The sequence below is a fragment of the Actinoplanes sp. NPDC051859 genome, assembly GCF_044452725.1.
Lineage (GTDB): Bacteria > Actinomycetota > Actinomycetes > Mycobacteriales > Micromonosporaceae > Actinoplanes.
Genome location: NZ_JBITBX010000008.1, coordinates 234,466 through 257,789, shown reverse-complemented (window position 1 = coordinate 257,789; position 23,324 = coordinate 234,466). Strand labels below are relative to the sequence as shown.

The 23,324-nt window shown below is 68.9% G+C and carries 24 protein-coding genes; 10 read left to right on the top strand and 14 right to left on the bottom strand.

Features of this window, described 5'->3' with window-relative positions; genetic code table 11:
- Nucleotides 1–3 precede the first annotated feature (3 nt).
- Entirely contained in the window at nucleotides 4–1,143 is a 1,140-nt protein-coding gene (locus ACIA1L_RS21955) for a sulfotransferase family protein (protein WP_396074718.1), read from the top strand.
- Nucleotides 1,144–1,393: 250 nt separating this feature from the next.
- On the opposite strand, the gene ACIA1L_RS21950 is transcribed toward ACIA1L_RS21955, so the two are convergent.
- The 3 genes from ACIA1L_RS21950 to ACIA1L_RS21940 are packed head-to-tail and all read right to left on the bottom strand — an operon-like array spanning nucleotide 1,394 to nucleotide 4,475.
- Nucleotides 1,394–2,266, bottom strand: coding sequence for a TIGR03619 family F420-dependent LLM class oxidoreductase (locus ACIA1L_RS21950; RefSeq protein WP_396074717.1), 873 nt, complete (start codon nucleotides 2,264–2,266; stop codon nucleotides 1,394–1,396).
- On the bottom strand, nucleotides 2,263–3,288 hold the full coding sequence (locus ACIA1L_RS21945) for an acyl-CoA dehydrogenase family protein (protein WP_396074716.1): 1,026 nt from the start codon (nucleotides 3,286–3,288) through the stop codon (nucleotides 2,263–2,265). The genes ACIA1L_RS21950 and ACIA1L_RS21945 overlap by 4 nt, the downstream gene beginning before the upstream one ends.
- 11 nt (nucleotides 3,289–3,299) lie before the next feature.
- On the bottom strand, nucleotides 3,300–4,475 hold the full coding sequence (locus tag ACIA1L_RS21940) for an acyl-CoA dehydrogenase family protein (RefSeq protein ID WP_396074715.1): 1,176 nt from the start codon (nucleotides 4,473–4,475) through the stop codon (nucleotides 3,300–3,302).
- A 66-nt stretch (nucleotides 4,476–4,541) separates the two neighbouring features.
- Here ACIA1L_RS21940 and ACIA1L_RS21935 point away from each other — a divergent pair, with 66 nt between their 5' ends.
- On the top strand, nucleotides 4,542–5,672 hold the full coding sequence (locus tag ACIA1L_RS21935; RefSeq protein ID WP_396074714.1) for an acetyl-CoA C-acetyltransferase: 1,131 nt from the start codon (nucleotides 4,542–4,544) through the stop codon (nucleotides 5,670–5,672).
- On the opposite strand, the gene ACIA1L_RS21930 is transcribed toward ACIA1L_RS21935, so the two are convergent.
- Genes ACIA1L_RS21930 through ACIA1L_RS21915 form a run of 4 tightly spaced genes read right to left on the bottom strand, consistent with a single transcriptional unit; the run spans nucleotide 5,656 to nucleotide 9,018 of the window.
- Nucleotides 5,656–6,705 (bottom strand): NAD(P)H-dependent flavin oxidoreductase, encoded by a 1,050-nt coding sequence (locus ACIA1L_RS21930; RefSeq protein ID WP_396074713.1) that lies wholly within the window; start codon nucleotides 6,703–6,705, stop codon nucleotides 5,656–5,658. The genes ACIA1L_RS21935 and ACIA1L_RS21930 overlap by 17 nt on opposite strands.
- Nucleotides 6,702–7,436, bottom strand: a complete 735-nt coding sequence (locus ACIA1L_RS21925) for a CoA-transferase subunit beta (RefSeq protein ID WP_396074712.1) — start codon at nucleotides 7,434–7,436, stop codon at nucleotides 6,702–6,704. The genes ACIA1L_RS21930 and ACIA1L_RS21925 overlap by 4 nt, the downstream gene beginning before the upstream one ends.
- The gene (locus ACIA1L_RS21920) at nucleotides 7,429–8,277 is read right to left on the bottom strand and encodes a CoA transferase subunit A (protein ID WP_396074711.1); all 849 of its coding nucleotides are present in this window, start codon (nucleotides 8,275–8,277) and stop codon (nucleotides 7,429–7,431) included. The genes ACIA1L_RS21925 and ACIA1L_RS21920 overlap by 8 nt, the downstream gene beginning before the upstream one ends.
- Before the next feature lie 3 nt (nucleotides 8,278–8,280).
- The gene (locus ACIA1L_RS21915) at nucleotides 8,281–9,018 is read right to left on the bottom strand and encodes an enoyl-CoA hydratase family protein (RefSeq protein ID WP_396074710.1); all 738 of its coding nucleotides are present in this window, start codon (nucleotides 9,016–9,018) and stop codon (nucleotides 8,281–8,283) included.
- A gap of 46 nt (nucleotides 9,019–9,064) precedes the next feature.
- Between ACIA1L_RS21915 and ACIA1L_RS21910 the strand changes: the two genes are divergently transcribed.
- Complete coding sequence (locus ACIA1L_RS21910; protein ID WP_396074709.1) at nucleotides 9,065–9,823, top strand: SDR family oxidoreductase; 759 nt, start codon at nucleotides 9,065–9,067, stop codon at nucleotides 9,821–9,823.
- A gap of 34 nt (nucleotides 9,824–9,857) precedes the next feature.
- Nucleotides 9,858–11,366: an aldehyde dehydrogenase family protein gene (locus ACIA1L_RS21905; RefSeq protein WP_396074708.1), complete on the top strand. Its 1,509-nt coding sequence runs from the start codon at nucleotides 9,858–9,860 to the stop codon at nucleotides 11,364–11,366.
- Here the strand turns inward: ACIA1L_RS21905 and ACIA1L_RS21900 are convergent.
- From ACIA1L_RS21900 to ACIA1L_RS21885, 4 genes are all read right to left on the bottom strand, one after another.
- Complete coding sequence (locus ACIA1L_RS21900; RefSeq protein WP_396074707.1) at nucleotides 11,359–11,814, bottom strand: pyridoxamine 5'-phosphate oxidase family protein; 456 nt, start codon at nucleotides 11,812–11,814, stop codon at nucleotides 11,359–11,361. The two genes, ACIA1L_RS21905 and ACIA1L_RS21900, sit on opposite strands and share 8 nt — an antisense overlap.
- Complete coding sequence (locus tag ACIA1L_RS21895) at nucleotides 11,811–12,725, bottom strand: SDR family NAD(P)-dependent oxidoreductase (RefSeq protein WP_396074706.1); 915 nt, start codon at nucleotides 12,723–12,725, stop codon at nucleotides 11,811–11,813. Before ACIA1L_RS21895 ends, ACIA1L_RS21900 begins: the two co-directional genes overlap by 4 nt.
- Before the next feature lie 33 nt (nucleotides 12,726–12,758).
- Nucleotides 12,759–13,520, bottom strand: a complete 762-nt coding sequence (locus ACIA1L_RS21890; RefSeq protein WP_396074705.1) for a glucose 1-dehydrogenase — start codon at nucleotides 13,518–13,520, stop codon at nucleotides 12,759–12,761.
- A 270-nt stretch (nucleotides 13,521–13,790) separates the two neighbouring features.
- Nucleotides 13,791–14,399: a TetR/AcrR family transcriptional regulator gene (locus tag ACIA1L_RS21885; protein WP_396074704.1), complete on the bottom strand. Its 609-nt coding sequence runs from the start codon at nucleotides 14,397–14,399 to the stop codon at nucleotides 13,791–13,793.
- A 103-nt stretch (nucleotides 14,400–14,502) separates the two neighbouring features.
- Between ACIA1L_RS21885 and ACIA1L_RS21880 the strand changes: the two genes are divergently transcribed.
- From ACIA1L_RS21880 to ACIA1L_RS21870, 3 genes are read left to right on the top strand one after another with little or no spacing between them, the layout of a single operon-like run.
- On the top strand, nucleotides 14,503–15,594 hold the full coding sequence (locus ACIA1L_RS21880; RefSeq protein WP_396074703.1) for a zinc-binding dehydrogenase: 1,092 nt from the start codon (nucleotides 14,503–14,505) through the stop codon (nucleotides 15,592–15,594).
- A 2-nt stretch (nucleotides 15,595–15,596) separates the two neighbouring features.
- Nucleotides 15,597–16,673, top strand: a complete 1,077-nt coding sequence (locus ACIA1L_RS21875; RefSeq protein ID WP_396074702.1) for an LLM class F420-dependent oxidoreductase — start codon at nucleotides 15,597–15,599, stop codon at nucleotides 16,671–16,673.
- Nucleotides 16,674–16,722: 49 nt separating this feature from the next.
- Entirely contained in the window at nucleotides 16,723–17,127 is a 405-nt protein-coding gene (locus ACIA1L_RS21870; RefSeq protein ID WP_396074701.1) for a DUF6855 family protein, read from the top strand.
- 4 nt (nucleotides 17,128–17,131) lie between these two features.
- On the opposite strand, the gene ACIA1L_RS21865 is transcribed toward ACIA1L_RS21870, so the two are convergent.
- Nucleotides 17,132–17,938 carry an NADAR family protein gene (locus tag ACIA1L_RS21865; protein ID WP_396074700.1) on the bottom strand — a complete coding sequence of 269 codons (807 nt, stop codon included), beginning with the start codon at nucleotides 17,936–17,938 and terminating at the stop codon, nucleotides 17,132–17,134.
- 487 nt (nucleotides 17,939–18,425) lie between these two features.
- Between ACIA1L_RS21865 and ACIA1L_RS21860 the strand changes: the two genes are divergently transcribed.
- Nucleotides 18,426–19,664: a hypothetical protein gene (locus ACIA1L_RS21860; protein ID WP_396074699.1), complete on the top strand. Its 1,239-nt coding sequence runs from the start codon at nucleotides 18,426–18,428 to the stop codon at nucleotides 19,662–19,664.
- Here ACIA1L_RS21860 and ACIA1L_RS21855 read toward each other — a convergent pair.
- The gene (locus ACIA1L_RS21855) at nucleotides 19,661–20,557 is read right to left on the bottom strand and encodes a phosphotransferase family protein (RefSeq protein WP_396074698.1); all 897 of its coding nucleotides are present in this window, start codon (nucleotides 20,555–20,557) and stop codon (nucleotides 19,661–19,663) included. The genes ACIA1L_RS21860 and ACIA1L_RS21855 overlap by 4 nt on opposite strands.
- Nucleotides 20,558–20,770: 213 nt before the next feature.
- Here ACIA1L_RS21855 and ACIA1L_RS21850 point away from each other — a divergent pair, with 213 nt between their 5' ends.
- Complete coding sequence (locus ACIA1L_RS21850) at nucleotides 20,771–22,285, top strand: hypothetical protein (protein ID WP_396074697.1); 1,515 nt, start codon at nucleotides 20,771–20,773, stop codon at nucleotides 22,283–22,285.
- A 21-nt stretch (nucleotides 22,286–22,306) separates the two neighbouring features.
- Here ACIA1L_RS21850 and fliQ read toward each other — a convergent pair whose 3' ends face one another.
- Nucleotides 22,307–22,579 carry a flagellar biosynthesis protein FliQ gene (gene fliQ / locus ACIA1L_RS21845; RefSeq protein ID WP_396074696.1) on the bottom strand — a complete coding sequence of 91 codons (273 nt, stop codon included), beginning with the start codon at nucleotides 22,577–22,579 and terminating at the stop codon, nucleotides 22,307–22,309.
- A 222-nt stretch (nucleotides 22,580–22,801) separates the two neighbouring features.
- Between fliQ and ACIA1L_RS21840 the strand changes: the two genes are divergently transcribed.
- Nucleotides 22,802–23,308: a hypothetical protein gene (locus ACIA1L_RS21840; protein ID WP_396074695.1), complete on the top strand. Its 507-nt coding sequence runs from the start codon at nucleotides 22,802–22,804 to the stop codon at nucleotides 23,306–23,308.
- Nucleotides 23,309–23,324: the final 16 nt, after the last annotated feature.

Below are 23,324 nucleotides of genomic sequence, written 5' to 3'. Positions count from 1 at the left end.
CGCATGCAGACCACGCGCACCGACGTGGGCACGGTCGAGGACCTGCACGCCTCAGCCACCCGCCTCACCGGCCTGGACGACTTCGGCGCCGACGACTACCTCGACGGGCTGCGGGTGCTGCTGTCCGCGTACGCAAAGGAAAGCGACCTGACCCCGGACGGCAGCAAGGTGACCCGGACGCTGGTGCGCGGAGGCCTGATCTCCCGGCTCCTGGCGCAGGTGGCGTGGCAGCAGTATCCAGCGCACGCCGACATCGCCGTGCCGCAGCCGATCTTCGTCACCGGTCTGCCCCGCACCGGCACCACCGCCCTGCACCGGCTGCTCACCGCCGACCCGGCCCACCAGGGACTCGAGCTGTGGCTCGCCGATGCGCCGCAGCCCCGGCCGCCGCGTGCCACGTGGAACGACCATCCGGTCTACGCCGCCCTCCACGCCGGATACGGCCGCCAGCACGAGGCCGACCCCGAGTTTCTGGGCATGCACTACTCCGCCGCCGACCAGGTCGACGAATGCTGGCGGTTGCTGTGCCAGTCGATGATGTCGGTGTCCTACGAATGCCTGGCCCGCATCCCCTCCTACTCGGCCTGGCTGGCCGAGCAGGACTGGACGGCCGCCTACCGCAGGCACCGCCGCAACCTGCAACTCATCGGCCTGAACGACCCGGGCCGGCGTTGGGTCCTGAAGAACCCGAGCCACCTGTTCGCCCTCGACGCCCTGCTCGCCGTCTATCCGGATGCGGTGGTGATCCAGACCCATCGAGCCCCGCGTACGGCGATCGCGTCAGTATGCAGTCTCAACGCCCGCGTTGCGCGGGGCTGGTCCACGCGCTTCGCCGGACCGGCGATCGGCCGGGCCCAGCTCGCCCTGTGGTCGCGCGGGGTGCGCCAGTTCCGCGCCGATCGGGCGCGGCATGCCGCTGCGCAGTTCGTCGATGTCGACTACGAGGACTTCGTGGCCGATCCGCTCGGCACGGTGGCGGGCATCTACACCACGCTGGGCCTGCCGCTGACCGCCGAAACACGGGCTGCCATGGCTGGCTTGCACGCCGAGAGCCGCTCGGGCCTGCGGCGGCCGGCCCACCGCTACGAACTGGCCGACTTCGGCCTCACCGGCACTCAGGTGGACGCCGCCTTCGAGGGCTAGCGAGCGCCTATCCGGTCAGCCAGCAACCACGTCAAGCAACGTGCGGCGGCAAGACAGACGTCGCCGCCGGAGCATGGCTTACCGTATCGGGCGATGGACACGTGGGAGAGTGCAGAAGCAGCCGGGCCCTTTGATCGGTGGATGACTCCTCTACGGGAAATGCGGTGGCGGCCCCGTGCGGGACCGATCGACGGGCCGGTCGCGAAGCTCGGCGGGCAGCCGTTCTGGCTGGACGAGCCGTTCTGACCGGTCAGCTGAGCGGGCCGATGATGTGGTCGGCGAAGCGGCGGATCGCGTCCTGTTTGACGGTTAGCGGGGCCTCCGGGCCGGAGCCTTTGACCATCCAGGGCATGACGATGGCGTCGGTGACGCCGGCGTCGGCTTGGCGGCGGAAGCCGTCGAGGCCGGGGGCGTCGATGCAGACGGCTTGGATTTCGAACGGCTCGTCGGCGCGGCCGTAGTCGGCGCGTAGCTCGGCCAGGCGGGTGACGATGCTGCGCAGGTCTTCGAGGCGAATCATCGCTGACGTCCAGCCGTCGCTGACGCGGGCGGCGCGGCGCAGGGCCGGCTCGGTGTGGCCGCCGACGTAGATCGGGACGGGTGCGGTGGGGGCGGGGCTCATCTGGAGGCGGCCGAAGTCGAAGTGTTTGCCGTGGTATTCGACCATGCCGCCGCCGAGGATCAGCCGGAGCACCTCGATGGCTTCGTCGGAGCGGCCGGCCCGTTCGGCGAAGGGTGTGCCGCACCATTGGGCTTCTTCCGGGTTCCAGCCGAGGCCGACGCCGAGGCCGAAGCGGTTGCCGGTCAGGGCGGCGACGGAGCCGATCTGGCGGGCGAGGAGCACCGGGTGGCGTGGGCCGAGCTTGAGAACCTGGGTGTAGAAGCGGATTCGCTCGGTGACGGCGCCGAGGGCTGCCGCGAGGACCATCGGGTCGGCCCACGGTGTTTCGCCGGTCCAGAAGCGGCTGCCGTCCGGGGTGTACGGGTATTTCGCACCCACCTGTTCGGCGAAGAAGATGGAGTCGGGCAGGGCGATGGCGGAGAAGCCGCATTCCTCGGCGGTGCGGGCGAGTGCGGCCAGCTGATCGAGGGGGTTCAGTGCGATGCCGAGGGTGAATTTCATTCGAAAACTGTAACGCGTTCTACCGGCGATCGTAAGGCTTCGCCGAGCTGCCGCAGCTGGGCGGTGGCGCCGCCGACACTGAACTCGTGCATTTTGGCGGCCTCGAAATAGCGGTGCAGCGCATAGTCCAGGTCGATGCCGACGCCGCCGTGGACGTGGACGGCGGTATGCAGCACGCGATGTCCGGCCTCGGCCGCCCAGAACCCGGCCGTGGCGACTTCGGCATCGGCCGGCAGGTTCTCGGAGAGCCGCCAAGCTGCCTGCCACAGCGTGACCCGCAGGGCTTCGACATCGATGTGGGCGTCGGCGAGCCGTTGCGCGACCGCCTGGAACGCCCCGATCGGCCGCTCGAACTGCACCCGGCTTCGGGCGTACTCGGCGGTCAGTTCCAGGGCGCGTTCCACGACACCCAACTGCATTCCACCCACCCCGACCGTGGCGTACGCGGCCAGCCACGGCACCGCCGCCGGGTCCGCGATCAGCCGCTCAGCGGGCACAGTGACGTCGCTGAGCAGCACCTGGCCGGCGCCGGTGTCGCCGCCCACCCGTTGGCCTTCGACGAGCACGCCGGGATCGTCGGGCCGGACCAGGAAAACGCCGGCGTCCGGCACGGGCACGAGCAGCAGCGCCGCAACGGTGGCGGCCGGCACGGCGGGAATCGTGCCGGACACCCGCCCCGCGTCGACAGACAGGGAACCGTTCGCCACGGTGAGGACGAGCTCGCCGCGGCTCGCCGGCACAGCCCACTCGGCTACCTGGTCCTCGGTGCCGAAGCGGGCGAGTGCGCTGGCTGCCAGCACGATCGACGGCAGGTACGGCACGCCGGATGCGGCTCGGCCCAACTCGGTGAGGATCGCGCACTGTTCGATGAGGCCGTACCCTTCGCCGCCCGCCGCTTTGGGCAGTGCGGCGGCGAGCACGCCAGCCTCGGCGAGGGCCGGCCACAGCGGGCGCCCGGAGGTGGCGAGGTCTCTGGTCAGGGCGGCCAGGTCCCGTGCCTCTTCGGTGAGGGAGAAGTCCATGCTCAGCACCTCTATCGGCGGACGGGCAGGCCGAGCGGGCCCGCGGCGATGATGTCGCGCTGCACCTCGTTGGTGCCGCCGCCGAAGGTGAGGATCAGCGAGGAGCGGTGCAGGCGCTCCACCTGACCCTGCAGCAGCGCGCCGGGTGATCCGGTCCGGACCGTGGCGGCCGGACCGAACACTTCCATGAGCAGGCGGTACGCCTCGACGGCCAGTTCGGTGCCGTACACCTTGCCGGCGGAGGCTCCTGCCGCGGCGAGCGCGCCGTCGGACCCGGCCGCCGTGCGCCAGTTGAAGAGCTTCAACACCTCGGTTTTCGCGTGCACTCGGGCGAGGTGCAGCCGTACCCACTCCTGGTCGATCACCCGGCGGCCGTCGGGCAGGCGGGTCTGGGCGGCCCAGTCGGCGACGTCGCGCAAGGTCCGGCGCAGCGGAGCCGCCGACGTGAGCGCGACCCGCTCGTGGTTGAGCTGGTCGGTGATCAGCCGCCAGCCTTCGTTCTCGACGCCGACCAGGGCGGATGTCGGCACGCGGACGTCGGCGTAATAGGTCGCGCTGGTGGTGGGGCCAGCCAGGGTGCGGACCGGCGTCCAGGAGAAGCCGGGTGCGTCGGTCGGCACGATGAGGATGGACAGACCCTTGTGGCGGGGCGCGTCACCGGTGCGGCAGGCCAGCCATACGTAGTCCGCGTACTGAATGAGGCTGGTCCACATCTTCTGGCCGGTGATGACGTACTCGTCGCCGGTGCGGACCGCTCGGGTGCGCAGCGCCGCGAGGTCCGTGCCGGCGTCGGGTTCCGAATAGCCGATGGAGAAATGAGCCTCGCCCGCGGCGATCCGCGGCAGCAGGGCCGCTCGCTGTTCCGGGGTGCCGTGCCGCATGATTGCGGGACCGACCGTGTAGATGGTCAGGAACGGCACCGGCACCCCCGCCATCGCGGCCTCGTCGGCAAAGACGAGTTGATCCATCCGGGAGCGCCCGCCGCCGCCGTGCTCCTTGGGCCAGCCGAGTGCCAGCCAGCCGTCGCGGCCGAGCCGACGGACCACCGCCCGGTACGCCTCCCCGCTGCCGTATTCGCCCTGCCCGTCGCCCAGCCCGGCACGCAGTTCCGGAGTCATGAGGTCGGCGAAGTAGGCCCGCAGCTCCCGGCGCAGCTGCACGTGCTCGTGCGTATATCCCACGTGCATGGGTGACCCCGATCCGCTAGATTAGAACAGGTTCTAGTAGAGACGACGGAGCGGAGGGCGTCAACCGTGGAGGCGTTTCTGGTCGGAGCGGTCCGCAGTCCGGTCGGTCGGCGCGGTGGCGGCTTGGCCACGGTGCACCCGGCGGACCTCGGTGCCCACGTCATCACCGCGCTGCTCGAGCGGACCGGAGTCGACCCGGCGACCGTCGACGACGTGATTCTTGGCTGTGTGGACACCCTCGGCCCGCAGTCCGGCGACATCGCCCGCACGAGCTGGTTGGCCGCCGGGCTCCCCGAGCACGTGCCCGGTGTCACCGTGGACCGGCAGTGCGGATCGGCGCAGCAGGCCGTGCACTTCGCCGCCCAGGCGGTCATGAGCGGCACCGCCGACCTCATCGTCGCCGGCGGCGTGCAGAACATGAGCCAGGTGTCTATCGGCAGCGCCATGGCGCCGCACGGCCCGTACGCGGGTTCGGTCGGGTGGGCCGCCCGCTACGGCGATCAGGAGATCTCACAGTTCCGCAGCGCGGACGCCATCGCGCACCGGTGGGACCTGACCCGGGCCGATCTCGAGGAATACGCGCTGACCAGTCACCGCCGAGCTGTCCGCGCCAGCGATGAGGGCCGGTTCAAGATCGAGCTGGCGCCGCTGGGCGAGTGCGAGGCGGACGAATGCCCGCGTCGGGACACCTCGGCCGAACGGATGGCCGCCCTCGCACCCCTGCTGCCGGACGGCCTGACCACTGCCGCCACGTCGAGCCAGATCGCCGACGGTGCTGCCGCGCTGCTGGTCGCATCTGCCGAGGCTGTCCGCCGGCATGCTCTGCATCCCCGGGCCCGCATCCACCACCTGTCCGCCCGGGGCGACGATCCGATCCTGATGTTGACCGCCCCGATCGCGGCCACCGCGCACGCCCTGCGCAGGGCCGGGCTGACCGTTGCCGACATCGACCTGTTCGAGATCAATGAGGCGTTCGCCGCGGTGGTTCTCGCCTGGCTGCACGAGACCGGGGCGGATCCGGCCCGGGTCAACGTGAACGGTGGCGCGATAGCACTCGGTCACCCGCTCGGCGGCACGGGCGCGCGGCTGCTGACCTCCCTGCTGCACGAGCTGGAACGCATCGGCGGCCGGTACGGCCTGCTGACCATGTGTGAGGGTGGCGGTCAGGCGAACGTCACGATCATCGAGCGCTGCTGAGTGCCGCGAGCCGGTCGTCCGCCTCCTTGACGATCCGGTCGATCAGCTCGGCGCAGGACGGCAGGTCGGTGATCAGCCCAGCCACCTGCCCCGCGGGCATCACTCCGGCTTCGGGCCGCCCCTGCGCCATCGACGTGCGCAACAGTGCTGGGGTGTTGGCCGCCATCACCGTCTGCGCCCACGACAGCCCGCGTCCGCGTCGGGTGGCCCGCGCCGCGCCCAGCAGCGCCGCCCAGGACAACCCGGTCTGCCGTCGGAACGCCTGGGCATGCCGGACCGACCGGACCAACCCGCTGACCGGACCGGCGTCCTCGAGGGCACGGACGAACGGTGTGCGCAGGACGCGGTGGGGGACACCGTCGACCCGCGTCGTCACCACGGTGTCGGTGACCGAAGCGGCCAGATAGTGCGCCTTCACCTCCGCACTCACCGGGCTGTCCGAGGTGAGCAGGAACCGGGTTCCCATTGCGATGCCCGAAGCGCCGTAGGCCAGCGCGGCGACGAGGCCCCGACCGTCGAAAAAGCCCCCGGCCGCCACCACGGGCACGTCGACAGCGTCGACCACCTGCGGCAGCAGCAACGTCGTGGGCACCGGCCCGGTGTGCCCGCCACCTTCGCCGCCTTGCACCAGCACCGCGTCCACGCCCCAGGCCGTCACCTTTTCGGCGTGCCGGCGCGCTCCCACCGACGGCATGGTGAGCACACCCCCGTCCTGGCACCGGCGGATCAGGTCCCGGCTCGGTGCGAGCGCGAAGGACGCCAACCGGACCTGCTCGGTGATGAGCAAGTCGATCCGTTCGGCGGAGTCCGGCAGGTCGGCACGAACGTTCACCCCGAACGGCGCGTCAGTGCGCTGCCGCACCTGCCGGATCGTCGCGCGCAGCTCGTCGAGACTCATGGCAGCCGACGCGATGATGCCGAAGCCGCCCGCCGCCGACGTCGCCGCCACGAGCGCGGCATCGGACACGAAGCCCATGCCGGTCTGCACGACCGGATGCGGACAGCCGAGCAGGTCGGTCAGCCGAGTCCTCATCGCAGCTCCTTCTCCCGCAAGCCGTCCGGGTCCAGCCTCTGCCGGATCAGCACCAACTCCGCCGCGGTGGGCAGCCGGGTGTCCGGCGCGGCGTCGGGCACCACCAGAGCAAAACCGGTTTTTTGTACGACGTCTGCGGTGGACACTCCCGGGTGCACCGAGCGCAGCCGCATCGACCGGTCCGGCGTCGCGAAGTCAAGGACAGCGAGATCGGTGACCACCGTACGGATCTCGTGGAAACGGTTGCTGGGACTGCCGAGCGCGGTGGCCCGGTCGTATCCGATGCCCGACACCACGTCGACGTGCTCCACGAAGACCCGGGGCGAATGCCGCGGTACCCAGTAGCTGACCGCGTGGTTGATCGTGTTGCCGGGTGCACCCCGGACGCCGAGGAGTTGCGCGGACGGCCGCTCCCAGGCGCCGATGCAGGAGATGTTCTGGTTGCCGTACCGGTCGAGTTGGCTCGCCCCCATCATGGCGTGCCGGGTGCCCGCCGCCACCACCTGGAACACCGCCCGATACGGCAGCCATCCCTCCGGACGGTCGTCGCAGACCAGGGTCGCCTCGCCGTCGCTGAGGACGAGGTCCGGGGCGAAGGTGAGCTGCGCCAGCCGGGCGCCCAGCCGGGGGATCAGTGCCATCGGCCCGGCCAGGATCGCCCCGTCGCCCCGCCACACCTCAGCGCACGCTGTCACGCAGATCTCCGCGCGAGTTGCCGTCAGCTCAGCCATGGTGGTGCACCGCCGCCTGGTAGCCGGCCTCATCGACGTCAAGATACGTGGCCTGGAACCGTTTCCAGTCACTCGGATCGGCCGCGGCCCGCGCATACTCGCGCTGAAACGCCTCGTCCCGGCCGTAATCGGGAACGCAGCTCGTGAAGTGGGCGCCGTGCGGGGTCTCCACCACGCCGTCGACCATCATCCGGTTCAGCAGCAGCCCCTGCGGTGGCCCATTCTCCGCCAGCGCGGTGGTGCCGACAATCTGCTCGCACGACAGGAACCGACGCTGCGCCGCCAGGCAGAACAGATCGTCGAAGTACGGATCCGGCCCGAGATAGCGCCCGTTGCCGCGTTCGTCGGCGCGGTTCAGGTGCACCAGTGCCGCATCCAGCCGCAGCGCCGGCACAGCAAGCAATTCCTCATCATCCGGGTACGGCGAGCGCACGGTCCGCAGCTCACGGTCGAACCGGGTCACATCGGAGCCCAGCCCGGCCCGGATCGGCAGGAACGGCAACCGGTTCGCCGCGGCCAGGAGTCCCCAGTACAGCATTCCTTCGTCCCACTCGGTCAGCGCCACCGTGCCGTCTTGCCGGGCGCGCCGGAAGTGCGGTTCGAGGGCGATGCTGTCCAGTGACACGAAACCGGTGATGACCCGGCGTACGCAGCCCGCCGCGATGAGCAGGCCGATGTCCGGGCCGCCGTAGCTGACCACGGTCAGATCGGTGAGGCCGGCGCGGGCTATGGCGCGTACCAAAGCCATCGGTTTGCGTCTCGACCCCCAGCCGCCGATCCCGATCGTCATTCCGGAACGCAGTTCCCCCACCACGTCCGGGATCGTCAGCACCTCACCCACCGCTCACCGTCCTTCGACGAACTTCTGCCGTGCCCGGTCACCCGCGCCGTTCAGGTTGAGCTCGAACGTGAAACCCTGCTCGAACCGGTACGACCGTTTGACGTCGACCGGATCGATGCCGTTCAGCGACTCCTTGGCCCGTCGGATCACCACCGGATCCTTGCCGGCGATCTCCGCGGCCACCTCGCGCGCGGCTGCCCGCAATTCCGCGGCGGGCACCACGCTGAGCACCGAGCCGAACCGTTGGAGGTCATGCGCGGAGACCGGCCGACAGGTGTAGACCATCGTGCGCATGAGCTGCGGGGGCACCAGCCGGGCCAGGTGGGTCGCTGCGCCGAGTGCGCCCCGGTCCACCTCGGGCAGGCCGAACTCGGCGTTGTCGGCGGCGACGATCAGATCCGCGTTGCCGACCAAGCCGATGCCACCACCGAGGCAGAAGCCCTGCACCGCAGCGATCACCGGGACGGGGCATTCGTAGACCGCGGCAAACGCGGCAGCGCAGCCGCGGTTCGCGGCCAGGAGCGCCTCGTGGCCGGGCGAGCGTTGCATCTCCTTGATGTCCACGCCGGCGCAGAATCCGCGGCCTTCGGCGGCCAGCACCACCACCCGGGCCGCCGGATCGGCGCCCGCCCTCGTGAGTGCATCGGCCAGCTCCAGCCAGCCGGCCGCCGGCAACGCATTGACCGGCGGAAAATTCATCGTCACTTCGGTGATGGCGCCGGGTTGCACTTCTACGGCCATGGCGGCAGCCTAACCTAGCGCTTGCTTGGTGGTCTACGCTCGACGGATGCACCCCCTCGACGCTTCCGGCCGCCGGGTGGTGGTCACCGGCGGCACCCGCGGTATCGGCGCCGCCATCGCCCGCGCCTTCCTGAACGCCGGCGCCCGCGTGCTGGTCTGCGGCCGCACCGAACCTGGGTCGGCGGTGGCTGACTTCTTCCGCGCCGATGTGCGTGACCCTGAGCAGGCTGCTGCGCTCATCGCCGCCGCTGTGAAGCAACTCGGTGGGATCGACGTGCTGATCAACAATGCCGGGGGAGCGCCGCCGGTGTCGGCCAACACCGCATCGCCCCGGCTGCACGCGAAAGTCATCGAGCTCAATCTGCTCGCCCCGCTGCACGTTTCCCAAGCGGCATACCCGGTGCTGCGGGACCAGCCGGGAGGCGGCCACATCATCATGATCGGCAGCATGAGTGGCGCCCGGCCCTCGCCCGGCACGGCCGCATATGGTGCTGCCAAAGCTGGCCTGCATCACCTGGCCGGCAGTCTCGCCATGGAATGGGCGCCGAAGATCCGGGTGAACACCCTCGTTGTCGGGCCGGTGGACACGGAGACGCACGGGCCGCAGGTGGACCCGCAAGCCGTTGCCCGGACCGTGCCGATGGGCCGAGCCGCGATGCCCGCCGAGATTGCCGACGCCTGCCTGCTGCTCGCCTCGCCGCTGGCCGGCTATGTCAGTGGTGCCGAGCTGGCCGTGCACGGTGGCGGCGAATGGCCCGGGTATCTGGCAGACCCGCGGACCGAAGCGTACCCTCCGCAGAAGTAGAACGTGTTTCATTCCTGCGTGCCGGAGGTGTCTCATGGTTCTGTCGATCAAATCGAGGCGGGACGCGGTCGGGCTGTCCACCGGTGAACTGCTGATCGGCGACTCCTGGCGATCCGCCAGTGACGGTCGCACGTGGACCCATGTGCACCCGGCCACCGGCGAACACGTCGGCGAGTTCGCCGTCGCCACCACCGCCGACGTCGACGCTGCCGTGCGCAGCGCCCGCCGGGCCTTCGACGAGGGGCCGTGGCCGCGCGCCCGCGCCAAGGAACGGATCCGCGTGCTCCACCGGATCGCCGAACTGATCCGCTCCCACTCGGATGAGCTGGACACGCTTCTGGCGCTCGACAACGGGATGCCGTTGAGCTTCGGCCAGGCGTACGCGATGAGCATGGAATTTGTGGCCGACGTCTTCGAGCACCACGCGGGCTGGGTGGACAAGCTCGGCGGCGAGACCCTGCCCGCCTATCAGGGCGGCGAACACGCCGTGCTGACCCTGCGCGAACCGGTCGGCGTGGTTGCCGCGGTGATCCCGTGGAACGGCCCGCTGCTGCTCGCCGCGCAGAAGCTCGCCCCGGCCCTCGCGGCCGGCTGCACGGTCGTCCTCAAACCCTCCGAGTACGCCAGCTTCGCCACGCTGCGACTGTGTCGGCTGATCGAGGAAGCGGGCCTGCCACCGGGCGTCCTGAACGTGGTGACCGGCCCCGGCGACCCGACCGGCGACGCGCTCATCCACCACCCGCTCATCGACAAAATCACCTTCACCGGCAGCCGTACGGTCGGCAGCCGGGTCATGGTCGCCGCCGCTGAAGGCGCCAAACGGGTCAGCCTCGAGCTCGGCGGCAAAAGCCCGGCCATCGTGTTCCCCGACGCCGAGGTGTACGCCGCCGCCACCCTGACCATGGGCACGGTGACGCTGGGACTGTCCGGCCAAGCCTGCGTGGCACAGAGCCGGGCGTTGGTCCACCGCGACGTCTACGACGAGTTCCTCGCCATCGCCGAGGGGATGACCGGCATGGTCACCTACGGCGACCCGTTCGACCCGGAGACCACCGCCTCGCCGCTGATCAGCGAACGGCACCTGCAGCGCGTCCTCGGCTACATCGAACGCGGCCAGCAGGAAGGAGCGCGGCTCGTGTGCGGCGGCGACCGGCCGAACGGCGAGCTCGCCGCCGGCAACTTCGTCAACCCGGTGATCTTCGCCGACGTCAGCAACGACGCCACCATCGCCCGGGAGGAGATCTTCGGGCCGGTGCTCGCCGTCATTCCCTTCAGCGACGAGGACGAAGCCGTCCGGCTCGCCAACGACACCAGTTACGGCCTGTCCGCCACCGTGTTCACCTCGGACCTCAAACGCGCCTGGCGGATGACTCGGGCAGTCCGGGCCGGGACCGTGGCGATCAATGGCTACCAGCTCGAACCGCACGTGGCCTTCGGCGGATTCGGCCGCTCCGGGTTGGGTCGCGAGGGCGGCCGCGGTGCCATCGAGGCCTACACCGAGGTGAAGACGGTCTTGTTCCCGACCACCGACGAACTCATGTGACCAGGCGGCGGTGGTCCCAGCTGACCGTCCGCCGCACCTCGACCAGATAGGCCACCCGCTTCACAGCAGCCCGCTCCACATAAGCCGTCAAGGCTTCGGGGGGCGGGCTGCCGGGTAGCCGGGCCGCGACCAGCCTGCCGATCTGCGTCACACCGGGCAGATCCTCGATGACCCGGACGACGCCAGTCACCTGCACACCGCGCAACTCGAAGTAGTCGTCGCCGTCCTCGACCAGGCAGGTCAGGCGGGGATCGCGGCGCAGATTGCGAGCTTTCTGCGAGTCCCGGGAGGTCCAGAACGCCAGCTCGCCGTCGTGTAGTCCGTAGAACATGGTGACCAGGTGCGGCGTACCGTCCGGGTTGATGGTGGCGATCTGCACCTTGCGGGCCGCTTCCAGCACGGCCGCCACTTCGGCCGCTGACATCCGTACGGTCGACCGCTGTTTCATTCGCCGAAGGTCTCCTCGGCCAAGGGCAACGTCTCCTCGCAGACGAAGCCGGGCACCGGCGGATCGGCGGTGAACAGCGGCGCCAGCGCCGCGTCCAGCCCGGCCGTCGACCACTGGCCGTCCGGGGCGTGCAGCGCTGCCCGGACCGTCGGCGGTCCGAGCACGGCCACGACGTCGCTGTGCACCACGAACACCTCGCCGGTGATGCGCTCGCCAGCCGGTCCGGCCAGCGACGTCACCAACGGCGCGACCCGCTCAGGAGCCATCGGGTCCGGACCGTCCGGGGCTGGACCCATCAGCTCGCCGGTCATCGCGGTGCGAGCTCGAGGGCAGATCGCATTGGCGCGTACGCCGTAGCGGGCGCAGCCGCGCGCGGTGGACACCGTCAACGCCGCGATGCCACCCTTGGCGGCCGCATAGTTGGGTTGGCCGCCCGAGCCGAGCAGGAAGGCCTCGGAGGAGGTGTTGATGATGCGGGCGTACACGGGATTTCCGGTCGCTTTGCTCTGCTCGCGCCAGTAGGCCGTGGCGAACCGGGTGGTGACGAAGTGCCCGCGCAGGTGCACCCGGATGACCAGGTCCCACTCCTGCTCGGACATCGAAAAAACCATTCGGTCCCGGAGTACACCCGCGTTGTTGACGAGGATGTCCAGGGTGCCGAAGGAGTCGACTGCCGTGCGTACCAGGGCTTCGCCGGTGGACCACTCGGCGACGTCGCCCGGGCAGACCACCGCCTCGCCGCCGTCCGCCCGGATCTTCTCGGCTACGGCGTCCAGTGCCGGGCCGGGCAGGTCGTTGAGGACCAGCCGGGCGCCTTCGACGGCCAACGCGGCGGCCTCGGCGGCACCCAGCCCGTTGGCCGCGCCGGTTACCGCCGCCACCCGGCCTTGGAGGGGAAGTTCAGGATTCATCTGGAGCACCCCGGTCCGTTCGTGTCGTCTGCGTCAGTAGCCTGGTCCACTGAGGAGGCCGCCGTCGGCTACGAACTCGGCGCCTGTGCAGTAGGAAGACTCGTCTGCGGCGAGAAACGCCACTAGACGGGAGATCTCGATCGGCTCGGCCAGCCGGCTGATCGGCAGCAGCTTGAGCAACCCGCCGGGGTCCACGCCGGTCATGCTCTGCCCCGCGGCCATCGCCATGGCGGTCAGCACTCCGCCCGGATGCACGGAGTTGACCCGGATTCCCCACGGCCCCAGCTCCTGCGCGGCCGACCTGGTGATCCCGCGGACGCCGAACTTGCTCGCGCTGTACGCCGACAGCCCCGCCGCGCCCGACAGGCCCTTGATCGACGACACGTTGACGATCGACCCGCCCCCGGCCGTGCGCATCGGCGCGACAACCTGGCGCACTCCCAGCCAGCTCCCGATCAGGTTGACCTCGATCACCCGGCGGAAGTCGTCCGGTGTCATCTCGGCGATCGTCGCGTGCTGGAAGATCCCGGCGTTGTTCACCAGCACGTCCAGCCGCCCGAACGCCTCCACGGCGGTGGCAACGGCAGCCGCCCAGTCGGATTCGCTGGTGACGTCGTGATGCACGTATCGGCAGCAATATGCGCCGAGTCCGTCGGCAACCGCCCGGCCCTTGTCGTCGAGGACATCGCCGATCACCACGCGGGCGCCCTCAGCGACGAAATGCCGGGCATGCGACTTGCCCATGCCCCGCGCGCCGCCGGTGATCAGAGCCACCTTGCCGTCCAGCCGACCCATCGGCCACCCTCCATCCACGACCAAGCGCTTGCTTGGGAGGGTAACAGCTCCGCCGCTCGTGTGGAGTTCTGCTTTCGCGGCGGCCGTGGCCGGCCTGCGGTTGGGCGGTATCGCTGTGCTGGCGGCGGCCCGGCTCGCTTACGGGCGGGTGGTAGCGCTGTGCTGGCGGCGGCCCGGCTCGCTTACGGGCGGGTGGTAGCGCTGTGCTGGCGGCGGCCCGGCATGCTTGCGGGCGGGCGGCTGCGCCGTGCTGGCGGCGGCGCGATTTGCTTACGGGCGGGCGGTGATGCCGTCGAAGAGGAGGCGGAGGAGGCCGTCCGCGATTTGGCCGCTGTTCCAGGCGGCGCCGCGGCCCTGGCGCCAGAAGGTGGGGATCCAGAGGATGTCACGCAGCAGGCGGTAGGTCAGCCGAGCGTCCAGATCGGCGCGGAAATGGCCGGTCTGGATGCCGCGTTCGAGCTGCTGCACCCAGGTCTTCTCGATTTCCTTCATCGCCTTGCGCAGGTACGCGAACCGTTCCTGCCCGCTGAAGTAGCTCCAGTCGTTCTCCAGCATGGCCAGCGCGGCCCGATGCCGGTCGAGGCTGGCGGCACTGGACCGGATGATCTGCTCGATCGCGGCCCGCGGATCGTCGTTCGCCGCCGCAGCCGTGCGGTAGCCGCTCAACACCTCGTCGAGGAACGCGCTCAGGATCTCGTCGCCGATCGACTCCTTGGAGTCGAAGTGGTGATAGAGGCTGCCCGAGAGGATGCCTGCCGCGTCGGCGATCTCCCGGACCGTGGTGGCCCGGAAACCCTTCTCGGCGAACAGCTCGCCGGCGAGCTGCACCAGATGTGCCCGGCGCTCCGAACCCGGCGCGGCCTTCTTCGTGGTCGTCACCTGGGAGATTATGGCGGCCCGGGCGCGTACTTGCCCAATCGCTTGCTCGGTGGAGGGTCGCCCGTTAGCGTAGAACGCGTTCTACTTTCCGACAGGAGGCGTGATGCGGGCGGCGGTTCTCCACGGCATCGGTGACGAGAAGTTCGACATCCGCGACGACGTGAGCGTCCTCGGTCCCGGCCCGGGCGAGGTCCGGATCCGCGTCCGCGCGGCCGGCGTCTGCCACTCCGACCTGTCAGCCCGCGGCGGACGCCTGCCCCAGCCGGTGCCCGCGGTGCTCGGCCACGAGGCGGCCGGCGACGTGATCGAGACCGGCGAGGGGGTCGACGACCTCGCGCCCGGCGATCGCGTCACCGTCAACTGGCTACCGTCCTGCGGCACCTGCACCTCCTGCCTGCGCAACGAGCCGTACCTGTGCGTGACCCACGTGATGGCCGGGTATGCCATGCCGCGCTTCCTGGCCGGCGACATCCCCGCCTTCGCGATGGCCGGCTGCGGGGCGTTCGCCAGCGAGATCGTGGTGCCCCGGGCCGGGGCCGTGCAGATCGGCCACGATGTTCCGTACGAGGTGGGTGCGCTGCTCGGCTGCGGCGTCATGACGGGCGTCGGCGCCGTCATCAACACCGCCGCGGTGCGGCCCGGCGACACCGTCGTCGTCATCGGCTGCGGGGGCGTCGGCATCGCCGCCATCCAGGGCGCCCGGATCGCCGGCGCGGCCCTCATCGTGGCAGTCGACACCGTCGCGGCCAAACACGACGTGGCCCGCCGTTTCGGCGCCACCCACGCGGTCACCCCGGACGGCCTCAGCGACCTGTCGGTCGAACTCACCGGTGCCGAAGGCTTCGACTACGCCTTCGACGTCGTGGCGATACCCCAGACCTTGCGTACGGCGTGGACGGCCGCCCGCCGCGGTGGCACCGTCGTCGTCGTGGGCGCCGGAAGTGCCGAGCACCGGGTCGAGTTCAGCCCCTTCGAGCTGCTCTTCGAAGGCAAACGCATCATCCCCTCCCTGTACGGGTCGGCGTACCCGCCCCGGGACTTCGAACGGCTGCTCGCTCTCTGGCGGGCCGGCCGACTCGACATCGAAGGCATGATCAGCCATCGGCTACCCCTCGACCAGCTCGACGACGCCCTCGACTCCCTCGGCCGCGGCGACGTCATCCGTCAGGTGATCGTCCACGACGCGGACGTGTGACCGTGCGCCTCGGGATTCAGCTCGGCTACAGCGGGCAGGGGTTCGCCGACGCGGTCGACGAGGTCGTGGAGTTCGAGGCGGCCGGTGCTGAGGTCGTGGTCGTGCCGGAGGCGTACAGTTTCGACGCGGTCAGCCAGCTCGGCTATCTCGCCGCCCGGACCCGGCGGATGACGCTCGCTTCCGGGGTCATGCAGCTCTACTCCCGGACACCCACGCTCACGGCGATGACGGCCGCCGGGATCGACTATGTGTCCGGTGGCCGCTTCTCGCTCGGGCTGGGCGCGAGCGGACCCCAGGTCGTGGAGGGCTTTCACGGGGTCGCCTACGATGCGCCGCTTGCCCGTACCCGGGAAGTGGTGGAGATCTGCCGGCGCGTCTGGCGACGGGAAACGCTGGTTTTCGAGGGGGAGAAGTATCAGATTCCGCTGCCGGCCGAGCGGGGAACCGGCCTCGGCAAGCCGCTCAAGCTCATCAACCGACCCGTCCGCGACCGCATCCCGATCCTGCTGGCCGCCATGGGTCCGCGCAATGTCGCCCTGGCGGCCGAAATCGCCGAAGGTTGGCAGGCCTTGTTCCTGGCGCCCCGCGCGGCAGAGCGAGTGTTCGCCGAACCCCTCGCTGCGGGCCTGGCCCGCCGCGACCCGGCCCTCGGCCCCCTCGACGTGATGGTGCCGCTGCCGTTCGCGATCGCCCCACCCACCCCCGAGCTGCTGGCCCGGCACCGTGCCCAACTCGCCCTCTACATCGGCGGCATGGGCGCGCGCGGTCGCAACTTCTCCAACGACCTCGTTCGCCGTTACGGCTACCCCCTCGAAGCCGAACGCATCCAGGAACTCTTCCTGACCGGCCGCAAGTCCGAAGCCGCAGTTGTCGTCCCCGACGAACTGGTCCACGACACCTGCCTGGTCGGCACGTCGGACGAGATTCGACAGCGCCTGACCGAGTTCGCTGCGGCGGGGGTCACGACGCTGCTGATGTCTCCGCTGGCGGCCACCCGCGCCGAACGCGTCAAAGACATCGCCGAACTTCGCCACCATCTCGACTCCACCCTCCGGGCGACAACGGGCCGCATCCCCTGACGGCTTGCTCCCAGCCCGGGATGATGACCGGGACGCGAGGAGACGGTCGATGACAGGCACGGGCACTGCCGATGATCCGTGGCAGCTGACCACACCACCCGGCAAAGGCGAGTTCCAGATGTGGCGGGACGAGTCAGCCGATCCGCCGGCTCTGGTCTGTCAGGTCGGCGCCACCCAGCTCCGCTACCACCTGAGCGCCGTCGACGACCTGCACGCCATGCTCACCGCCCACGGCGACTGGATGCCATTGGGTGGCGCCGACGAGCAGAAGCCCGCCGCCGACGGCACCGTCGAAGCCTGGGCCCGATCCGCTGACAACCCGGTCGGCGGCTGGTACGGCCTCCGCAAGGGGTATCGCGGCCGCTTCGGCCACTACCTGCCGCCGCTGCTGGAACGGCTCGGCCTGGCGGAGGTCACCCACGACGCCCGCAACAACCGCATGCGCGCGCTCTGATCCGCTAGCTTCGCAGCGCCGCCCGGATCGACTCCAGCTCGGCGATGCGGGTCGGCGGCTGGCCGCGCCCTGTGCCGTGCCACAGCTCGGCATCCCGGGTCGCCAGCAGCACAGCGCGCAACGCCTCATGGCAGCTGAACTTGGCGCGCATGGCGTCCCGCATCACGTCGTGTTTCATTCCGTCCCACCGGCGGACCTGCGCTTCATCCAGCAGAACAAGCTTGCGGTGCTTGCGAGCCGCCGCGCCGTCACCACGAGCCAGGTCGGTGCCGCTCTCCACGGCGAACTGCTCGGCCAGCACCGGATCCACCAGCGCGATCTTCGCCGCCTGGAAGGCATGCTCCACCGTGCGATACGTCTTCGCGGCGAGGGTGAACTCGGCAACCCAGAAGTTCGACAGCATCCGCCGCCAATGCTCGACCGCGGCGAGTGCGGCATATCGGGTCGGGTCGATCATCCGCTCGTGCACGCCCTGGCCGGGTGGTCGGTCAGCCGAACCGGAATAGAAATACAGGCGGTCCTCGCTCGTCGTCACGCGGGGCACCCTACGGGCCGGGTACGACAGAAACGACGTTCTGGCCCAGAAGAGAAGCCGTTCGATCAGGGCAGCGGTAGCCCGGACGTCAGGTGAGCTCAGCTCGGCAAGTGCCTCGTACAGGCAGGAACTGAGGTAAAGGGTGAGTCCGGTGGGAAAGCCGCGGTACTGGGCGAGAAGTTCCTCCTTCGCGGGACCACACGGCCAAGGATCGCCGCAGACGCCGCAGTCCCAGGTCGGCCGGGCGGCGATGTGTTCCGTTCTGGGCAGGAGCATCAGGGCCGACCTGTACCGGAGCGGAACGCCTGGCCCCGGGTGAGCAATGGTCGTACCTGCGGATAGGCCTTTGTCGCAGCCTCCCAAGCTGTGCTGGATGCTTGGTCGCGGAGCGCTTGCAGTCGTTTCTCGAGACAAGGCCAGGGCAGGCCGCAGACGCATCGGGCGCGGCGGAACCAAGTATGGCGTCGCCGCCGGTGGCTGACTGTCGATTGATCCGCGTTGTCGTGGAACATCTGACCTCACCTCGTTCGGGGAGCTGACAGATTGGAGATTGCCGCCGATCGACTCCTTGAGGGAGGGTGCATCCAGGGGCGCACTTGTGCACACGGGCGTGCCGACAAGGGGAGGTGTCGCATTGCCACCACGCAACGAACGACTGGCGCAAGTGCTCCGTGAGGCAGCACTGTCCAACAAAGCGCTGGCGAGGGCTGTCCGTGCGGTAGCCGCACGCCAAGGGCAATCGATCAGCTGTGATCACACCTCGGTGAGTCGCTGGCTGAGCGGCACCAGCCCGCGTGGGCTCGTGCCGACTTACATTGCCGAGGCGTTGAGTGTCAGATTGGCGAGAATTGTTACGCCGGCTGAGCTTGGCTTCCCACCTGGAAACGTGTTGCCCAAGGACTTCGGTACGACATACCAAGACTCTCTCGACGTCACCGCTCAGACACTTGCGCAACTATGGAGCTCGGATCTGGCTGGCGATTCGCCGCAGTTTCTGCTGCCGCCACATGGCGCTGCGGGCATCGCCGCTGCACTGTCATGGCTGGTCCGGGGCCACTCCGCGGGCGCGCAAGCGGCAACCGTCGGCCGGCGGGTGGGAATGTCTGATATCGAAGCGTTTCGTGCTACAACCAGCGCCTTCGCGAGCCTCGACAACTCGTTCGGCGGTGGGCGAACGCGCCATGGGCTGATTCATTTCCTGGACACCGAAGGATCAGAGCTGCTCAAGGGCAGCTATTCGGAGTCAGTTGGCCGCATGCTCCACGCAGCAGTCGCTGAGGCTACCCTGTTGGCTGCGTGGACCGCCTATGACGCGGGAGATCATGGCATCGCCCAGAGGTATTTCATCCAGGCACTTCGGCTCGCGCAAGGAGCTGGTGACGTATTGCTGGCGGGTGGGGTGCTTGACGCGATGAGCCATCAAGCGACATTCCTGCGTCGACATCGAGAGGCGGTAGACCTGGCGCGCGCAGCTCGGGCGGGGACCAGTGGTCGGGCGACTGCCACCCTGAACGCCCACTTTCTTGTCATGGAAGCCAGGGCGCTCGCGTGCGGCGGCGATGCGAAGGGCAGTATGTCCGCGCTGTCGGAGGCATCGCGTCAGTTCGAGCGGCGCGGTGGAGAGAGCGGACCGGACTGGATCGCATTCTTCGACCCGGCCGAGTTGGACGCAGAGTTTAGCCACTGCTTGCAGGATCTCGGACGCTACGGTGAAGCCGCGAGGTACGCGAGTGCGTCGCTGGCAGGGGCGGGAGCGTCAGCACGCAGCGACTTCTTCGTATCAATGGTCCTCGCTGCTGGTCACGCGGGTCAAGGCAACGCGGAGCTGGCATTCCGTACGGCGAGCGGAGCGTTGACCGCTGGACTGTCGTTGAAGTCCGCTCGTTGTCTGGACTATCTCCGCAAATTCCGATCGCTTGTCGTTCCGTTTGCGGGCTGTTCAGCAGCCAAGGAATTCGCCGAGTCATTCGCCGACAACGAGATGTGGATCGCCTCGGCCTAGAGCGCCTTCCACTCTCGACGGCTGCCGTCCGTGCGCAGCGTCTCGATTCTTTTCGCAAACTCTCGGCTGGCGGCCTCACTCGCCGCCACATTCTGTGACAACCAGACGACCATCGAGAGTTCGCGAGTGTCGGCCAGCACCTGGTATCCGTCCCACTCCATGACGTCGACGCCGTACGTGTCAGTGAATGCGCGGTATTCGTCTTCGGTATGCCAGCCATAACGCTCGTAGAACATTGCAGTCAAGAGTAAGTCCCATTCGCGTGGCCCTTGGACGAGTCCATCGAGGTCCGACAGCACCGCATCGCCCGTTCTGGTCCGAAGCACGTTGCCGACGCTGGCATCTCCATGCAGTACCCCGACACCGAGCGGGAAGCAGAGGCCATCGTACTCACTGGCGAGTTTCGCGGCCCGATCAAGGAGGAATTTCCGGTCAGCCTCGTGAAGCGCTTCGACGGCATGAATCCGCGGTATGAGGCGGTCGAATGGCTTCAGCTCAGGAACGACGATGGTGTGGGGTGCGCGCAACTCGTGCAGATCTCGAAGAAGCCGGCCCAGCTCAGCGGTCGTTCCGTAGGCTTCGTGATCGGATACTGAATCCCAGAATGTGACGACATGCTCTCCCACCTCGACCGGCTGTGTCACCTCCAGAGCGACGACTGCCGGGATCCCTGTGCTGGCGAGCCACTTCGAGATCGCAATTTCATTCCTGGCCGTGGGTAGCAGAGAGCGCGACCGCGCAACGCGGGCGACAACCGTTCGATTTTCCAGCCAGTAGACGGCCGCTGACCCGATGCGGATCAACTCGGCGTGCTCGGCATTGAGACCCAGCCGGGTGGCGGCAGCGGTCAGGGAGACATCGGCAGTGTCTTTGGTGAATGACGCCGTTGCCAAGGTTCGGACACTCCTGCCGTCAGGGCCGGGTCGTGGCACACCATTCGATGGTAGACGGTGCTTCGGTCCAGACCCTGACGTCAGGCGCTGCCTGTGACGGAGGACGACTCGCCGGTCGATGGAGGTCGATCTGCAGGCGCTCCTGCGGACGATCAGCGTCTGACCTGCCGGCCGTGGAGCAGCCCGTTGCCAGTGCGGAGTAGCCTGCCGCGAGTGGTTGATGATCTTTCGCGAGAGCTGTCGTCGGTCAGCGCGGCGCTGCTGCGCGGGTTGATCAGGAATCCGGCGACCCCGGTCGAGGTGCTGTTGCGCCTGCTGGATGCGGACGTGCCGGACATGAGCGCCGCGCTGAAGCGGCGGCGGGATCTTCCGCTGCCAGTGCAGCGGGCGATGGTGCGGCATACGGCGGGCGATGTTCGCCGCGCGTTGGCTGGACATCCCCGGCTCCACACAGAGGTGCTGCAGCTGGTCATCGCGGACAATGACTGTCGGCTGCTTTTGCAGGTGATTGACCGTTTTATGGAGGCGCCGCTCACCGACGACGAGCTGGAGCTCGTGCTGAGCAGGGCGGCGGACGGCCGGTACGACTATCTGCTCGATGAGAAAGACGTCCTCGAAGAGCTGTCGTTCAGTACGCTCTGCCGACGATGGCTCAGTGTTGCTGCTCGGCATTCCCATCCGCGGGTGCGACTGTGGGCTGCTCAATGGGCGGCGTTCCTGGACGAGCCGTCGCGGTTGGTGCTGCGGGCCGACCCGGTGCTGAAGGTTCGGGCCACGCTCGTGGCCCGGATGGCAGCGCATATGCGCGTGATGCGACCAGCCGACCTACCGCCGATGATCTGCCACGCGACGTGGGCAATCTTGCAGCAACCGCTGTCGCGAGCCTTGGTGGGTCAGGTCGTCGCCGGCGGAAACCACGACATGATGTATTACGTAGCCGCCAACCCGAGCACTCCGGCGGACGTGGTGCGTACGCTGCTGCGGCACGATTCCCGCGAGATACGTCAGCAGGTTGCGGGCCGGGCTGACCTCGATCGCGAGCAACTGTTGCGGCTCTCCGCGGATCCCGCCGTCGAGGTTCGGACCGCGGTTTCGGTGCATCCGGGACTGAGCGAGGAACAACGGGCAGCTATCGACATCGACGTGACTGTCGGCCTCCACGAGACCTGTTCTCGTCCCTGGTGCCGAGCCTTCCTGCTCGGGCCGCTGGGCCGGGTCGCTTCGCGCGAGGATTCGTTGCGGTGGGCCCGGTCGGTCAACCCGCTGCTGCGGCGGCGGGCCGCACACTACGCAGAGCTGCCGGCGGACTTGGTCGCTTCGTTGGCGCAAGATTCCGACCTGGGGGTACGGACTCTGCTCGCCCAGCATCACCCGGATGCCCCACCCGACCTTCTGCTGCAGTGTTACCTGGAGCAGGACGGACGCGGCCGCGAACGACTGGTGGCGCGTCCGCAGTTCCCGACCGAGGGCCTGGCTAGGTTTGCCGAGCACAGAGACCCGGCCGTACGGCGGCTCGTCGCTCTCGACCCGGATGTCGCCGGCGAGATCATCGAGGCGTTGTGCGCCGATCCGGATGCCTCGGTCCGGGCGGCGATGGCCGAGTGCCCGCGGCTGCCGGTGACTCGGCTGATCGAACTGCTCGACGATCCGGAATCGGCGGAGCACGCCGCGGCGAACTCCGCTCTTCCCGCAGATGAGCGAGAGAGACTGCTGCGACTGGTGAGCTGATCAGCGTGGGACGGCCGTGGCTCAGGAAGCCAGGAGTTGCGGGATTTTCTCGAAGAGCTGGGTGGTGTACGTCATCATCTCGTGCAGCATCCAGTTGCCGGCGAAGAGCAGCGCCGCGCCGCAGGCGATGGCTTTGGGAACGAAGGACAGGGTGGCTTCCTGGATCTGGGTGACGGACTGGAACAGCGAGATGGCGAAGCCGATACCCAGCGCGGTGAGCAGAGTGGGTGCGCTCATCTTGGCGGAGATGGTCATGGCTTGCAGGCCGATCTCGACGATCTGAGTGTCCGTCATACCTTCCTGTTCGGCTCCGGAGGCTGCTGGAGGAGTGCAGGACGGTTGCATTCAGGTTCGCGGCGTCGAAATCCTCAAGTCGTCTGTGGCCTGCAGAGGTTGCAGTGCCACGGCATGCGAGGACGTGTTGCTGGGGCAGGGGTGACGGAGTGGGCAGCGGGCGCACCGTGGACCTTGGGTGATCGTTGAGTCTGTCGTGATCACCATGACGGAGGTCGGTTGATGCGTGGCCGAAAGCTAGCGTTCGGGTTGGTAGTGGTTGCCACCGCAGTGACTGCCGCTGGCAGTGGAGCGGTCGCCCAGACCGGCGCCCAGACCACATCGAAGGCCACCTCGTATTCGGCGCGCAAGACGCTGGGCATTGTCACGGGTGTGTCTTCGCGGACCACCGTGCTCAGAGTTCCCGGTGTGGGGCGGGTGGAAGCAGAGTGCTGGAAGCCGATCGACACGCCGACTGCGGTCAACTGGTGGGTGTTCTGGGTGAACACGTCCCGCCGGACGCAGGACGTGGGAACGGCGCTGCACGTGGGCGGTTCCGATCACCAACCGGAGACTCCGCCGGGAGGCGCACAGCTGATCGCGTCCGGGGGTGTCGATGGCCCGGCGCAGGACGTACTTCCCGGTCGAGTGCTGATCGGTGCGCAGACCGCTGTGCTCTCGGTGGCGGCGATGGGAGTCGTGGATCGCGCGCGGCAGGCGTGTCGGTTCTCCGTGCAGGTCCTCACCTGACGGGAACCAGCCTGAC

What these genes read in the sequence shown, in the direction of transcription:
- ACIA1L_RS21955 (WP_396074718.1), top strand. Translation starts at nt 4, where the DNA reads ATGCAGACCACGCGCACCGACGTGGGCACGGTCGAGGACCTGCACGCC.
- ACIA1L_RS21950 (WP_396074717.1), bottom strand. Translation starts at nt 2,266, where the DNA reads ATGAAATTCACCCTCGGCATCGCACTGAACCCCCTCGATCAGCTGGCC.
- ACIA1L_RS21945 (WP_396074716.1), bottom strand. Translation starts at nt 3,288, where the DNA reads ATGGACTTCTCCCTCACCGAAGAGGCACGGGACCTGGCCGCCCTGACC.
- ACIA1L_RS21940 (WP_396074715.1), bottom strand. Translation starts at nt 4,475, where the DNA reads ATGCACGTGGGATATACGCACGAGCACGTGCAGCTGCGCCGGGAGCTG.
- ACIA1L_RS21930 (WP_396074713.1), bottom strand. Translation starts at nt 6,705, where the DNA reads ATGAGGACTCGGCTGACCGACCTGCTCGGCTGTCCGCATCCGGTCGTG.
- ACIA1L_RS21925 (WP_396074712.1), bottom strand. Translation starts at nt 7,436, where the DNA reads ATGGCTGAGCTGACGGCAACTCGCGCGGAGATCTGCGTGACAGCGTGC.
- ACIA1L_RS21915 (WP_396074710.1), bottom strand. Translation starts at nt 9,018, where the DNA reads ATGGCCGTAGAAGTGCAACCCGGCGCCATCACCGAAGTGACGATGAAT.
- ACIA1L_RS21910 (WP_396074709.1), top strand. Translation starts at nt 9,065, where the DNA reads ATGCACCCCCTCGACGCTTCCGGCCGCCGGGTGGTGGTCACCGGCGGC.
- ACIA1L_RS21905 (WP_396074708.1), top strand. Translation starts at nt 9,858, where the DNA reads ATGGTTCTGTCGATCAAATCGAGGCGGGACGCGGTCGGGCTGTCCACC.
- ACIA1L_RS21900 (WP_396074707.1), bottom strand. Translation starts at nt 11,814, where the DNA reads ATGAAACAGCGGTCGACCGTACGGATGTCAGCGGCCGAAGTGGCGGCC.
- ACIA1L_RS21895 (WP_396074706.1), bottom strand. Translation starts at nt 12,725, where the DNA reads ATGAATCCTGAACTTCCCCTCCAAGGCCGGGTGGCGGCGGTAACCGGC.
- ACIA1L_RS21890 (WP_396074705.1), bottom strand. Translation starts at nt 13,520, where the DNA reads ATGGGTCGGCTGGACGGCAAGGTGGCTCTGATCACCGGCGGCGCGCGG.
- ACIA1L_RS21880 (WP_396074703.1), top strand. Translation starts at nt 14,503, where the DNA reads ATGCGGGCGGCGGTTCTCCACGGCATCGGTGACGAGAAGTTCGACATC.
- ACIA1L_RS21870 (WP_396074701.1), top strand. Translation starts at nt 16,723, where the DNA reads ATGACAGGCACGGGCACTGCCGATGATCCGTGGCAGCTGACCACACCA.
- ACIA1L_RS21865 (WP_396074700.1), bottom strand. Translation starts at nt 17,938, where the DNA reads ATGCTCCTGCCCAGAACGGAACACATCGCCGCCCGGCCGACCTGGGAC.
- fliQ (WP_396074696.1), bottom strand. Translation starts at nt 22,579, where the DNA reads ATGACGGACACTCAGATCGTCGAGATCGGCCTGCAAGCCATGACCATC.
- ACIA1L_RS21840 (WP_396074695.1), top strand. Translation starts at nt 22,802, where the DNA reads ATGCGTGGCCGAAAGCTAGCGTTCGGGTTGGTAGTGGTTGCCACCGCA.